The organism is Streptomyces sp. NBC_00341 (genome assembly GCF_041435055.1).
Taxonomy (GTDB): Bacteria; Actinomycetota; Actinomycetes; order Streptomycetales; family Streptomycetaceae; genus Streptomyces.
The window spans coordinates 4,859,345-4,871,746 of record NZ_CP108002.1; the positions used below are offsets into that span (position 1 = coordinate 4,859,345).

Here is a 12,402-nt window from a genome sequence, read left to right on the forward strand (position 1 = left end):
TGCGAGCCTAGTGTTGCGATCGAGACCCCAACACCCTTAGTTCTGCAACGAGTTCATGACTCGTACACCGAGATCTCGTTGGCCCGAAACGGATGCCCTCGGGGGACGGGCGACCGCCACAATGCCTCCATGGACGCAGACAGGAACCCACTGCCCGGCCTGCCCGAATGGGACCGTTGCGGAGTCATGGGCATCGTGAACGTCACCCCGGACTCGTTCTCGGACGGCGGGCTCTGGCTGGACCCCGATCGAGCCTTGGCGCACGGTTTGGAGCTGATCGCCCAAGGCGCGGACGTGGTCGACGTCGGCGGCGAGTCGACACGTCCGGGTGCTGCGCGGATTACCCGCGAGGAGGAACTGCGTCGGGTGGTGCCGGTCGTCCGGGGCATTGCTGGAGGCGGTGCGCTGATCAGCGTGGACACCATGCGTGCTGACGTGGCAGAGGCTGCGGTGGATGCGGGGGCGCGCATTATCAACGACGTCAGCGGGGGGCGCGCAGACTCTCGTATGGTCAGCGTGGCCGCGGGAACGGGTGTCCCCTTTGTGGTGGTGCACTGGCGGGGGCAGTCCGCCCACATGGATGAACTGGCCGGCTACGGGGATGTCGTGGGCGAGGTCATCGAGGAAGTCGAGCGGCAGATGGACGCCGTGGTGGCCGGCGGGGTGGACCCCGGGCAGGTGATCGTCGACCCCGGACTGGGTTTCGCCAAGACCCGTGAAGACGACTGGGCCCTGCTGGCCAGGATCGATGCCTGGGCCCGGCTCGGACGTCCGGTACTGGTCGGCGCCTCCCGCAAGCGTTTCCTGGGCACGCTGCTGGCAGACCCGGTCACCGGCGAACCCCGGCCGCCGCGTGCACGCGATGCTGCCACGACAGCCGTATCGGCTCTGGCGGCCGCTCGGGGCGCCTGGGCCGTCCGGGTCCACGAGGTCTCCGCCACAGCCGACGCGGTTCGAGTCGAGGCCGCCCTGCGCAGGACGCGTGACCGGCTGACGAGCGCTGACGCCGCATCCCCGGCAGGGTAGGCCGGAGTTGATTGGGTTGTCCGGGCGCTGGAGGACATCCCGGCTGCTCAGCGCGCGTTGGCCCGGTTGCTCAGCCATCTCGTGTGTTGCTCGCCGGTGATGGCCCACAGAGTGTGGAGGCCGCTGGTTCCAAGATCGTCCAGCGGCACGCCGAACACCTCAGCGAGTGTCCGGGCGAACTCCTCGACGCTGGTCAGCGTGTACGTCTGCGTGGCGCCCGCGCGAGTGACGCGTCGCACGGTGCGGGCGCGCAGTGCGTGCTTGTAGCCGTCCTTGTGCAAGTGCACCATCAGCTGCCCACGCTCGCTGTTGGCTCGTGCGACGTACTGCGAGAACTCGCGGGCTGCGGTGCGGAAGTCGACGGAGGACAGCAGTGCGGCGGGATGATGATGCGCGCGCCACACTTCCTCATCCAGCCGTTCCAGCGCGTACTCGAACTCACCGAGACGATAGCGGCCCTCGCGTAGGGGAAGCGGTTCGAGGAACGGGTCGGCCAGTCCGACGTCCACCAGCCAGGTTTCGTCCTGGCTCCGGACGAGCAGCGCGTTGTGCCCGCCCCATCGCTCGTCGCCGTGAGTCTCGCGGTCCGCCGCTCCGTCGACGAGTGTCGCCTCGTATCCGATGCCGCGCAGCAGCAGGGCGAAGGCGGCGTTGGCCTCGAAGCACTGGCCGCCGCGGCGCCGGTGTCCGAACTTTCCGATCAGGTCGCCGGCTTCCAGGATGATCGGGCGACCCAGTTGGGTGTCGATGTTCTCGTAGGGAACCTGGCGCCGCCATGCCCGGTACAGCCCGCGCAGGGCGGGAGCGTCGGGCCGGGGTGGCCGGGGGCAGCCGATGCGCTTCAGGAGCGAGTCGATGTCCGGTGTCGTCATGAACTGCATGAATACCCAGCCGTATCGGTGGATATTACGTAGAGTGTGCCCGCCCTTGACATCTTCCTCGCAAGCGCAGAAATCCGGCCATCTGCCTTCCGTCCTCTCCTGGCTCCTTTTCGGCACCCGCGTGGCCGGCGGACACACCGGTCCTTCTTGATGGAGACTCCCGTGCGAGACGAATCCGTCGGCGGATGGCTTGACGATCTGGCTTCCGCGTCGTTCCCGCCGGGGGCCGGGGCAGCCGCGGCGATGAATATTGCGGTTGGCGCCGCCCTGATCTCCATGGTCTGCAACCACAGCCTGAGCCACCCGAAGTGCGCAGCCCACACAACCGACCTGACCGCTGTTCAGGAGACCGCTGAGAACCTACGAAGCACCGCTCTCGGCCTGGCCGCGGACGACGCCGTCGCCTTCAGCGCGGTACTCGACGCCCACCGGCTGCCCAGAGCCACCGCCACAGACACACGAGCACGTGCCACAGCCGTCCAGGAGGCGCTGACAGCCGCGACCGAAGTGCCGCTGCGCATGGCGAGAACCGCAGCCGAAGTGGTGCGTCTCGCCCGCAGGCTCATTGCCGTCGCCAAAGCGGATATGGTCCCGGACCTCGCCGTGGCCGCATCCTCCGCCCGTGCGGCCCTGGACACGGCGGCAGTGATCGCGGAGGCCAATCTGTCCGTGATCGCCGACACCGAACACCGCTCGGCCGCCCGGCTCCAGCTTGTCCACTCCCTCAGCGCCGTCACCGAGTCCGAAGCGATCACCGCCGAGATCCGCGCGAGGTACACCCGGCGGGAACCACCGGTGACTCCCGTATAGCGCGGTGACCAACAGGCCACCGCAGTAAACGAGCTGACGGATCAGTGCCGCTTCCTCGTCCGGTGGTTCGGCAATCAACACGTAAGGACCAGCACCTTGGCCGATACCTATGCCAACTACGCTGACCTCGCCGCGCACAACACCCTCGGTCAGGACTACCTCCTGTCGTCGAGGATCGTGGCAGGAGCCCGGGGCGCGAACATCGCCATCCACGGCGGCGCGATCGAGTACCCCACCACTCAGCTGGCCGATTACTGCGCCACCGCGCTCAACAGCTCCTTCTACTCGCTCCAGGGCGTGATAAGCAGCAGCAACTCGGCGCTGCACATCTCCAGCAACTGCTTCGACGAGCCGGGTGTCTCTCAGGTTCTGCGCACCGCCGAGTGGACTGTGTCCTGGCACGGCACCAGTGACAGAGCGATGACCACCTACCTTGGAGGCCTGGACACGGAACTCGGTACCGCGATCAAGGAGCGCCTGGCTGGCGCGGGCTTCGACGTCTCGCCTCCGCCACCGGAGATCGACGGCAAGAACCCGCTCAACATCGCCAACCGCAATCTCCGCGGCCTGGGCGTGCAACTGGAACTGAGCCGTGGCCTGCGTGAGAGCTTCTGCCTCGACACCGATTCGGCGCAGCCGTCGATCGCCGGCGCCTTCCGGTGCACCGACGTGTTCCACACCTATGCGTCAGCGGTGGTGGCAGCGATCGCCGAGACGTGGCCACGGAGCCGAACCGCCGGCGGGCGGAGCTCCGAGCCGGAGCGGGCGGGGCCGGGCATGACCGGACGCGTCTTATGACGACGGAACTGGCGAGATCGAGCTCCTCGGCAACGACGCCGAGTCCTTCGGCAAGCAGCGGTGGAGCATCGAACTCAACGGGTTGGAGCGTGCTCGATCCGGCCTCCAGAGCCCCTAGGTGTATCGAAAATGGATCTTGAGCTGTGGATGATCGCGGTTCATGGGGCGGGGAGATCTCACGGACGAGCAGTGGGCGGCGCGGGAGCCGTTGTTGCCGAAACGCACGAGAGCGGGGCCTCCGCCCGTCTGGCCCCGGCGGCAGTTGATCGACGGCATACGGTTCCGGGTCCGTACCGGTGTTCCGTGGCGGGACGTGCCTGTCGAGTACGGGCCATGGAGCCGGGTCTGCGACTTGTTCCGCCGATGGCAGCGGGAGGGGACCTGGCACCAGGTCCTTGCCCGGCTCCAGTCTTTGGCCGACGCGAAGGGTGCGGTCGTGTGGGACATGAGCGTTGACTCCACGATGTGCCGCGCTCATCAGCTTGCGGCCGGACCCGCAAGCAGGGTGACCTGAAAGGAGACACCGGGCGGTGTCTTCACCGAGACCGGAGATCACGGGCTGGGGCGCTCGCGCGGCGGGTTCACCAGCTAGTTGCACCTGGCTGTCGAGCGCTGACGCGAGCGACGACGAGTCCGGCGGATGTGTGCTGCCGCCGCCGACGGCCGGACACTGGCCGCCCCCGTGTGGGGTGGTGACGGTGCGGCCGGCCCGTTCGTGTTCGGGCGGGCCGGCCGCACCGGTGCGCCCCGGGCGGAGTCAGTCGACGGGGTGGAGGGGGACGTCGAGGTAGGACTCGGTGCCCTTGGGCGAGGTGATGTCGTAGGTGAACACCGGGGTGGTGGTGTTGGGCGTGGTGAAGAGGGGGTCGTGGGTGTCGATGACCAGCTGGAGCTGGTGGCCCTTGGTCACGACGTAGTCGGCGGGCTGGAGGGGGAAGGTCACGGTGGTGGCCTTGCCCGACTGCCCGGAGCTGAAGGTGTAGGGGGCGTGGGTGACGATGTGCGCCCTGCCGGTGGCCGGGTTGTGGTCGAGCAGGTAGGCGACGATCATGGCGTCCGCCTGCTGCGGATTCACCGTCACCCGCAGTTCCAGGTCACCTCGTACGCGCGCAGCCTGTTCCAGGGGAGCGGTGGCGAAGACCGTCGCGAGGCCGGGGTCGATGTCGGCCGTCTTGTAGACGTGGGGCTGGCCCAGGCGTTCGGCCAGGCCGGTCTGGACGAGCTTCGGGGCGACGACGATGTCGGTGCCCGCGCCGCTGGCCTTCACCGAACGGGTCCAGCCCGCCGCCGCGGCGCCCTCGACCAACTGTCCGTCGCTCTGCCCGGAGGCCGCGTCGGCGAGGTGGAACCGCTTCTTCGGCAGGGCGTAGTCGGCCCAGGAGGAGTGGCGGAGGTCGGAGAGGGGGTTGAACATGTACTCCGAGCGGACGTCGAACCGTGGAGCCGCCCCGTCGCCGGCGCTGCCGCCGAGGTGGTGGTCCATCCACCGGTAGGCCATGTCCGTGGGCTTGGCGGGAAGGCCGACCAGGCCAGGGAGCTCGGCGTTGCCGTGGTCGCCGACCTGGACGAGGAGCGTCTTGGGGCCGGTCAGACGGCTGTGGAATTCGATGACGGCGGGCACCGAGAAGATGGTCTCGTGCCAGGCGGTGGTCAGAAGGATGGGCGTAGCGGCGTCATTGAACGCCTTGAGGCAGTTCTTGGGCGACCGTGCCTCGGCGAACTTCCTGACCTCGTCGTCGATGGTGTTGGCGCGGATCTTCTGGATGACCTCGCGGAACTCCTTCGAGCACCGCTCCTCACCGAAGAGCTCCACGAGCGCCTCGAACGCCTTGAGGTGACGGGTACCGTTCTCGTACAGGGAGGCGAACAGGTCGGCCCAGGCGCTGGTGCCCGCGACGGCCTTGATCCGCCGGTCCTGCGCGGCCGCGAGCAGACTCGTACCGGCACCGTAGGAGGAGCCGAAGAAGCCGATCCGCTCTTCATCGACCCCGTCTTGCTGGACCAGCCAGTCGATCACCTCGGTGGCGTCGGCGACGTCCTGCGGACCGGCGACGTGGATCTCGCCCGTGGAGTCGGCCAGACCGCGCTGACTGTAGGCCAGGACGACATAGCCGCCCAGCGCCCAGCGGGCGATCATGCCGAGATAGGCCCGGTGCCCAATGCTGACCAGCGGGGCAGGCAGGACGACCGCGGGACAGGTCTGCCCGGGGGCGAGGTTTTTCGGGACGCTCAGCGACGCGTCCAGGACCGTCCCATCCGCCATCGTGAGGGAGACCTCCGAGTACTGGCCGATCTCCGCGTACACCTCGTACTCGTCGGCCAGACCCCACTGGTCCAGACGGCCGATCCGACGAGGCGACGGATCCAGCAGAGCCTCACGGACCGCATCCAGCTTCGCGAGATCGTCCGCGCCGAGCTCGAACGGCGTCTCCGGAGTTCCGTCAACAGACATGGCTGTACCCGCCTTTTGTGAAAGGGATGGCGACGAAGTGTCGGACACATGCTGACATCGCCAAGATCACTCCGTGGCATGCGTTTCACGCCGGCCACTCGAACGGATGAAGGGCACCGCGCAATCCGCCAGGCCAGAGCTTGACCGAGAACGGCCGCGCACAGCCGCCCGGCCCCTGCGGCCAGCCGCACTGAAACGTACCTACCGAGCTCGTGCACCCGCTCCAGCCCACAGGCGAAGGCATGCCTGGTCGTACGCGTCGGTAGTGACATAGCGACACCCGATGCGCACGATTCCCTTTTGACACACGGCTTAGGACCTCTTCGCCCGAACCGGTGCCATTGAGGCCGAATTCCTGTGGTGCGGTTGGAAGGCGGCACCGTCTGCCGACCCGGGTTCGGTAGTCGCCGAGTCCTTGAGTCATACCGGGTGGAGTGGCCACAAGCCGTACCGGCGGCTGCGGACGTCGTTCGCGAGGGTTGCCCGGACGGGGTGGCAGGCCGACCGGCCCGCCACCCCGTTTCGCGGTACTTGCTGATCAGACCTGGGTACCCGTCCGGCGGCGGCGGGCGGTGAACATCGCCGCTGCGCCGAGTGCCACGGCCGCGCCGCTCGCGAGGGCGAGCTGCGGGGTGGTGGAGGAAGAGCCCGTCGAGGCGAGGCTGCCGCCGGTGGTCACCGGGTTGCTCGACGCCGTGCCCTGGGCCGACGGGTTGGAGCCGCCCGAGGTGCCGGTGCCGGTCGTGCCCGTGCCGGTGGTGCCGGTCGTGCCCGTGGTGCCGGAGTCGGTCTTGCCGGGCTTCGGCTTCGCGGCCTTGAGGACCCCGAAGTCGTACATGTCGATGTCCGGGTTGCCCCCGCAGGAGCCGTTCTCGTTGGTGTAGTCGGCCGACACGAAGGCGGCGCCGTTGCCCGCCGGGGCCGACGCGTCGATGGTGAGGCGCAGCTTGATGTCGGCGTGGGCGCCGGCCTTCAGCGGGCCGATGCCGTTGATCAGGTGGTCGCCGCCGATGCTGTGCCACTTCGGGGAGGACGCCGTGGACCACTGCAGGTGCAGGAGCTTGTCGGTTTCCTTGAGTCCGCTCGTGTCGGTGGCGTGCGTGAAGGCGTGGGCGGAGACGTCGTCCATCGCCTTGTCCGTGCGGTTGCTCACCCGGAGCGAGAGGGCGGTGGTCGTACCGGCGGTGATCGAGTCCGGGACGCCGGTCAGGACGGCGGTGAGACCGGGCTCGGCCACGCAGTCCTGGTTCTCGTTCTCCTCCTCGCGGGCCTTGGCCAGCGCGTCGTCGGCGGCGGTCTTCGCGTCGAGGGCGTCCGCCAGGGCCTTCTGCACCAGGGAGTAGGCGCGGACAGCGGCGACCCGTGCGTCGTCGGAGGCGGTGTCGGCCTCCTTGGCCTTCGCGTCGGCGGCCGTCTTGTCGGCGGCGGCGGTCGCGGCGGTGGCCTCGGCCCCGGTGACGGCGGTCTCGGCCGCGGTGCGCTCCTCCTCCGTGGCCGTCTCGGGCAGCGCGTCGAGGGCGGCCTTCGCGTCGGTGACGGCCTGGTCGGCGGCGGTCTTCGCGGCGCCGGCCTCGTCCGCGGCGGTCTTGGCGGCCTTGGCTGCCAGGGCGAGCGGCGCCGTGTCGGAGAGTGCCTCCTCCAGCACTCCGTAGGCGGCGGTCTTCGCGGCGAGGGCCTTGTCGTAGGCCTCCTGCGCCTCGGCTGCGGCCTTTTCGAGCTCTTCCAGTGTCGGCTTGGCCTGCGTCTGCGCCGTCGGTGCGGAGTCCGCGAACGCGGGGGTGACGGAGAGCAGTACGGCGGGTGTGGTCACGGCGACGGCCACGGCAGTGGCGAGAATGCGGCGAATCTTCACATGAGCCCTTGGGTCCGGATCCGAAAAGGAAAGAAATAGGGGTGAACGGCTGCCACGGCGGCTGGATCACGCGGGCGGCTGTGAAGATGCTATGGCTGTCGCTGGAGGCGGTGACGTGTATTTTCCGGCGCTACGGACCGGGCCGGGGCCCCGGTCGCGGACAGACGTCACGAAAGGGCGCAGTTGCTCTCAGCTGGGTTCCTTTCGTTGTGACGAAAGGCACACGGTGTCGCCCCGGACCCTTGCTGAGCTGGGCGTTGCCTGCCCCGGCGGTGACTCCGCCCGCTCACCCCAGCGGCGTCTCCGGCGGCGGCTGCGGGGCTCCCGGCAGTCGGATCGTGGCCACCGTGCCGTTGCCGTCGTCCGCCGGGCGCAGGCCGATCTCGCCGCCCGACTGCTGGACCGTACGGGCGACGATCGACAGGCCGAGGCCCGAGCCGGGGAGCTGGCGGGCGGACGGGGAGCGCCAGAAGCGCTCGAAGACGTGCGGGAGTTCGTCGGCGGGGATGCCGGGGCCCCGGTCGCGGACCGTCAGTTCGCCCCGGTGCAGGACCACGTCGATCGTGCCGCGCGGCGGGCTGAACTTCACCGCGTTGTCCAGGACGTTGACGACCGCCCGCTCCAGGGCCGCCGGTTCAGCCCGTACGTACCAGGGGGCCAGCTCCGCCGTGACGGTCAGCTCGGGGCCGCGCAGCCGGGCGCGTTCCAGGGCGGTGCGGGTGATGTCGTGCAGGGCCACCACCTGGAGCGGGCCGGGCTGGGCGGCGTCCGGGCGGGCCAGTTCCTGGAGGTCTCCGATGAGCGAGGCCAGCTCGGTCATCTGGGCCTTCACCGAGGACATCAGCGCCTTGCGGTCGTCCGGCGGGATCGCCCGGCCCGTCTCGTCGCTGCGGGCGAGCAGCTCCACGTTGGTGCGAAGGGAGGTGAGGGGGGTGCGCAGCTCGTGTCCGGCGTCCGCGATCAGCTGGGCCTGCCGGTCCCGGGAGGTGGCGAGTGAAGCCGTCATCGAGTTGAAGGACCGGGAGAGCCGGGCGATCTCGTCCTCGCCCTCGACCGGGATGCGGACGGTGAGGTCCTCGGTGCGGGCGACGTGCTCGACGGCCTCGGTCAGCTCGTCGACCGGCCGCAGTCCGGAGCGGGCGATCCAGAGGCCTGCGGCGCCCGCGCCGATGACGCCGATGCCGGAGACGAGGAGGAGGACCCAGGCGAGGGTGGAGAGGGGCTTGTCGATCTCGCTCATGGGGCGGGCGACGGAGACGCCGAGGGTGAGGTCGGCGCCCGGCAGACCGGGCCCGCGCGACACCGTCACCGTCACCGCGTAGGTGAAGACGCGCATCTTCACCCCGCCGGCATCGGTCTCCGTGTGAAGCGCTCCGCTCCGCTCGCCGTTGACCACCGCGAGGTCGGCCCGGGTCACCGGGAGCTTCGACGAGTCGGGGGCGATGCAGACCGTGCCCTGGGCGTCGATGAGCTGGACGGTGAAGCCCGTGTAGGGCGGGGGCGGCAGCTTGGTGGCGCTGGTGCAGTACTTGTACAAATCGCCCAGATAGTCCTTGTCGACCTTGGCGGCGCGCAGCGTCGCGTCCGCCTGGTGCTCCAGCTGCGCCCGCGTCACGAACCAGCACGCCGCAGCCACAGCCGCCACCGCCACCGCGACCGCCACGGCGACCAGCAGCGCGAGCCGGGAGCGGAGCGGCAGGGCGCGGAAGCGGTGCAGGGGCCCCGTCACCCCTCGCCCCCGCCCGCCCGCAGCGCGTATCCGACACCCCGGACCGTGTGGACCAGGCGGGGCTCGCCGCCCGCCTCGGTCTTGCGGCGCAGGTACATCACGTACACGTCCAGGGAGTTGGAGCTCGGTTCGAAGTCGAATCCCCAGACCGCCTTGAGGATCTGTTCGCGGGTCAGCACCTGGCGCGGGTGCGCGAGGAACATCTCCAGCAGGGTGAACTCGGTGCGGGTCAGCTCCACGCGGCGGGTGCCACGGCTGACCTCGCGGGTGGCGAGGTCCATGCGGAGGTCCGCGAAGGCCAGCACGTTGTTGTCGGGGAGGTCGGCGCCGGAGGTGGCCGCGTACGAGCTGCGGCGGAGCAGGGCCCGGATGCGGGCGAACAGCTCGTCCAGCTCGAAGGGCTTGACCAGGTAGTCGTCGGCGCCCGCGTCGAGTCCGGTGACCCGGTCCCCGACGGTGTCGCGGGCGGTGAGCATCAGGATGGGCGTGGTGGTCCCGGTGGCCCGGATACGGCGGGCGGCGGTCAGCCCGTCCATCCGGGGCATCTGGACGTCGAGGACGATGAGGTCGGGGGCGTACGACTCGGCCTTGGTGAGGGCGTCGAGACCGTCGACGGCGACCTCGGTGCCGTACCCCTCGAACGCGAGGCTGCGCTGCAGGGCCTCGCGCACGGCGGGCTCGTCGTCGACGATCAGGATGCGCTGCGGATCGTCTTCGGCGGGGCTCATCGCTGCTTCGTCCTCTTCTCGTTCCGTACGGGGCGGGGCGCTGCCCTCCAGTTTCTCAGCCTCGCACGGCCCGGCTGCGGCGGCGCGGATCAGGAGCTGTCGCCGGCCCGCAGGGTGTGCAGATCGGCCTTGAGGGTGTTCACCGGGATGGCGAAGCCGAGGCCGACGCTGCCCGCGCTGGAACTGCCCGAGCCCTCGGCCGAACTCGCCGAGTACATCGCGGAGTTGAGGCCGATGATCTCACCGTTCATGTTGATCAGCGCGCCGCCGGAGTTGCCCGGGTTGAGCGAGGCGTCGGTCTGGAGCGCCTTGTACGTGGTGGTGGAGTCGCCGGTGTCGCCGTTGAACTGCTGACCGCCGAACTCGAACGGCCACTGCTGTCCGCCGCCCTGGCCTCCCTGCCCCTGCCCCTGGTCTTGTCCCTGTCCCTGGCTCTGCCCCTGGCCGCTGTCGCCCTCCTTGGCGACCGTGACGTCCCGGTCGAGCGCGGAGACGATGCCGCTGGTGACGGTGCCGGTCAGGCCCTCGGGCGAGCCGATCGCGACGACCTGGTCGCCGACGGCCACCTTGGACGAGTCACCGAGCGTCGCCGTCTTCAGCCCGCTCGCGCCCTGGAGCTTGATCAGGGCGAGGTCCTTGTCGGGGTCGGTCCCGACGACGTCTGCGGTGTACTTCTTGCCGGTGCTGAGCGTCACCTTGACCGACGAGGAACCCGCGACGACGTGGTTGTTGGTGACGATCTCGCCGTCGGACGTGATGATCACGCCGGAGCCGGTGGACTGGCCCGCGTTCGAGGTCGCGCTGATCTCGACGATCGTCGGTGACAGGGCGGCGGCCACGCCGGAGACGGTGCCCTTGCTGCTCTGCGAGACCGTGGTGCCCGGGATGACGCCGCCGCCGGTGCTGTTGGTGCCGTGGTCGGTGAGCTGCCCGATCAGGGTGGCGGTGCCGCCGCCGATGATCGCCGCCGCGAGGGCGACCGCCGCGAGGAGCGCGACCGGGCGGCGGGCCCTGCGCCGGGACGCGGACGGCTCGGGCGCCGGCTCCGGCTGCCCGGGGGCGGGCCACACGGGGTCACCGCTGCCCGGGCCCACCGGCTGCGCGGGCTGGTATGACGGCGGCGGCGGGTAGGCCGCGTCGCCGTTGCCGTACGAGGGGTACATCGGGTACTCGCCGCTCGGGCGCTGGCTCTCTGTCATGTCTAGAAGAGTGTCCAGCGAAGATGAGAGGAGCGTGAGTACGCCCTGAGAAGCCCGGCAGAACCTCGTATGCCCGATATAAAGGCCGGTTCGCCGACTACTGGACAGGGGCCTGGCTCGTCGGCTACTTGCCGGAGAGCCTGGTTCGTCGGCTACTTGCCGGAGCCGACGTGGTAGCCGATCGGGTCGACGAAGACGTCGGGGGACGTACCGCCGGAGGCGGGGACGGTGATCGTCAGGCCGTCGAGATTCGCGATCGCCGAGATCTTCTCGTTGGGCGGGGTGACGGAGAGCCTGGTGAAGGTCTTGCCGGATCCGTCGGTGGTCGGGATGTAGCGCAGCAGGAAGCGGGTCTCCTCGCCGGGCCCGATGGTGACGGTGGATGCCTTGGAGTCGGTGCGGGCGGCGTCCGGACCGGTGTCGCCGAGGCCGTCGGGACCCACGAGCTGGACGCCCGGGAAGCCATGCATGCTGCACTTGGCGGAACCGGTGTTCTTCAGGTTGACGACCACCTGGTTCTTGACCCCCGCCGAGCCGGCGCTGAATGCCAGGTCGTCGGTCCTGCACATGGAGCCCGAGGCCGACGTGCCGCCCTTGGCGGTGAGGTCGCTGCCCTTGCCGGAGCCGGTGGAGGAGGAGCCGGTGGAGGAAGAGCCGGTGGAGGAGGAGGCGGACTCGGCGGAACCCGGGGCCGCGCTCCGGCTGTCGCCGTCGGCCTCGGTGGAGCCGCTCGTGTCGGTGGAGCCGGTGTCCTGGCCGCCGGCGGAGCTGCTCGCCGAGCTGGACGCGCCTGTGTCGGCGGCGGCGCTCGATCCGTCGCTGCCGCCGCACGCGGTCAGCGAGAGGCCGGCGGCGGCGACGACGAGGGCGAGGGCGGACATCTTCTTGACGCGCATGGGGACTCCTCTGAAGCGGTGTGGGGGGTAC

Annotated in this window: 11 protein-coding genes; 4 read left to right on the forward strand and 7 right to left on the reverse strand. The window is 69.8% G+C overall.

Annotated features, from left to right (window positions below; genetic code table 11):
* The first annotated feature begins 129 nt into the window (after window positions 1–129).
* Window positions 130–1,026, forward strand: a complete 897-nt coding sequence (gene folP / locus OG892_RS21765) for a dihydropteroate synthase (RefSeq protein ID WP_242436508.1) — start codon at window positions 130–132, stop codon at window positions 1,024–1,026.
* A 47-nt stretch (window positions 1,027–1,073) separates the two neighbouring features.
* On the opposite strand, the gene OG892_RS21770 is transcribed toward folP, so the two are convergent.
* Window positions 1,074–1,898 carry an arylamine N-acetyltransferase gene (locus tag OG892_RS21770; protein WP_073733197.1) on the reverse strand — a complete coding sequence of 275 codons (825 nt, stop codon included), beginning with the start codon at window positions 1,896–1,898 and terminating at the stop codon, window positions 1,074–1,076.
* A 159-nt stretch (window positions 1,899–2,057) separates the two neighbouring features.
* Here OG892_RS21770 and OG892_RS21775 point away from each other — a divergent pair, with 159 nt between their 5' ends.
* The 3 genes from OG892_RS21775 (at window position 2,058) to OG892_RS21785 (ending at window position 4,029) form a co-directional block, all read left to right on the forward strand.
* Complete coding sequence (locus OG892_RS21775) at window positions 2,058–2,717, forward strand: cyclodeaminase/cyclohydrolase family protein (protein ID WP_371630025.1); 660 nt, start codon at window positions 2,058–2,060, stop codon at window positions 2,715–2,717.
* A 96-nt stretch (window positions 2,718–2,813) separates the two neighbouring features.
* Entirely contained in the window at window positions 2,814–3,515 is a 702-nt protein-coding gene (locus OG892_RS21780) for a poly-gamma-glutamate hydrolase family protein (protein ID WP_371630026.1), read from the forward strand.
* A gap of 160 nt (window positions 3,516–3,675) precedes the next feature.
* The gene (locus OG892_RS21785) at window positions 3,676–4,029 is read left to right on the forward strand and encodes a transposase (RefSeq protein WP_371630027.1); all 354 of its coding nucleotides are present in this window, start codon (window positions 3,676–3,678) and stop codon (window positions 4,027–4,029) included.
* A gap of 243 nt (window positions 4,030–4,272) precedes the next feature.
* Here the strand turns inward: OG892_RS21785 and OG892_RS21790 are convergent, their stop codons facing one another.
* The 6 genes from OG892_RS21790 to OG892_RS21815 all read right to left on the reverse strand — a co-directional run bounded on the left by OG892_RS21790 (window position 4,273) and on the right by OG892_RS21815 (window position 12,371).
* The gene (locus OG892_RS21790; RefSeq protein WP_371630028.1) at window positions 4,273–5,967 is read right to left on the reverse strand and encodes a CocE/NonD family hydrolase; all 1,695 of its coding nucleotides are present in this window, start codon (window positions 5,965–5,967) and stop codon (window positions 4,273–4,275) included.
* Window positions 5,968–6,505: 538 nt separating this feature from the next.
* A complete protein-coding gene (locus OG892_RS21795; protein ID WP_371630029.1) occupies window positions 6,506–7,819 on the reverse strand; it encodes a peptidase in 1,314 nt (437 codons plus the stop codon).
* A 286-nt stretch (window positions 7,820–8,105) separates the two neighbouring features.
* Window positions 8,106–9,548: a sensor histidine kinase gene (locus OG892_RS21800; RefSeq protein WP_371630030.1), complete on the reverse strand. Its 1,443-nt coding sequence runs from the start codon at window positions 9,546–9,548 to the stop codon at window positions 8,106–8,108.
* Entirely contained in the window at window positions 9,545–10,276 is a 732-nt protein-coding gene (locus tag OG892_RS21805) for a response regulator transcription factor (RefSeq protein WP_327338189.1), read from the reverse strand. Before OG892_RS21805 ends, OG892_RS21800 begins: the two co-directional genes overlap by 4 nt.
* 89 nt (window positions 10,277–10,365) lie before the next feature.
* Window positions 10,366–11,475, reverse strand: a complete 1,110-nt coding sequence (locus OG892_RS21810; protein ID WP_073733077.1) for a S1C family serine protease — start codon at window positions 11,473–11,475, stop codon at window positions 10,366–10,368.
* Window positions 11,476–11,627: 152 nt separating this feature from the next.
* Window positions 11,628–12,371, reverse strand: a complete 744-nt coding sequence (locus OG892_RS21815; RefSeq protein ID WP_371630031.1) for a DUF4232 domain-containing protein — start codon at window positions 12,369–12,371, stop codon at window positions 11,628–11,630.
* Between the last annotated feature and the right edge of the window lie 31 nt (window positions 12,372–12,402).

Excerpts from the sequence above, each read along its gene's own strand:
- folP (WP_242436508.1), top strand. The coding sequence starts at position 130 with ATGGACGCAGACAGGAACCCACTGCCCGGCCTGCCCGAATGGGACCGT.
- OG892_RS21770 (WP_073733197.1), bottom strand. The coding sequence starts at position 1,898 with ATGACGACACCGGACATCGACTCGCTCCTGAAGCGCATCGGCTGCCCC.
- OG892_RS21775 (WP_371630025.1), top strand. The coding sequence starts at position 2,058 with ATGGAGACTCCCGTGCGAGACGAATCCGTCGGCGGATGGCTTGACGAT.
- OG892_RS21785 (WP_371630027.1), top strand. The coding sequence starts at position 3,676 with ATGGGGCGGGGAGATCTCACGGACGAGCAGTGGGCGGCGCGGGAGCCG.
- OG892_RS21790 (WP_371630028.1), bottom strand. The coding sequence starts at position 5,967 with ATGTCTGTTGACGGAACTCCGGAGACGCCGTTCGAGCTCGGCGCGGAC.
- OG892_RS21805 (WP_327338189.1), bottom strand. The coding sequence starts at position 10,276 with ATGAGCCCCGCCGAAGACGATCCGCAGCGCATCCTGATCGTCGACGAC.
- OG892_RS21810 (WP_073733077.1), bottom strand. The coding sequence starts at position 11,475 with ATGACAGAGAGCCAGCGCCCGAGCGGCGAGTACCCGATGTACCCCTCG.
- OG892_RS21815 (WP_371630031.1), bottom strand. The coding sequence starts at position 12,371 with ATGCGCGTCAAGAAGATGTCCGCCCTCGCCCTCGTCGTCGCCGCCGCC.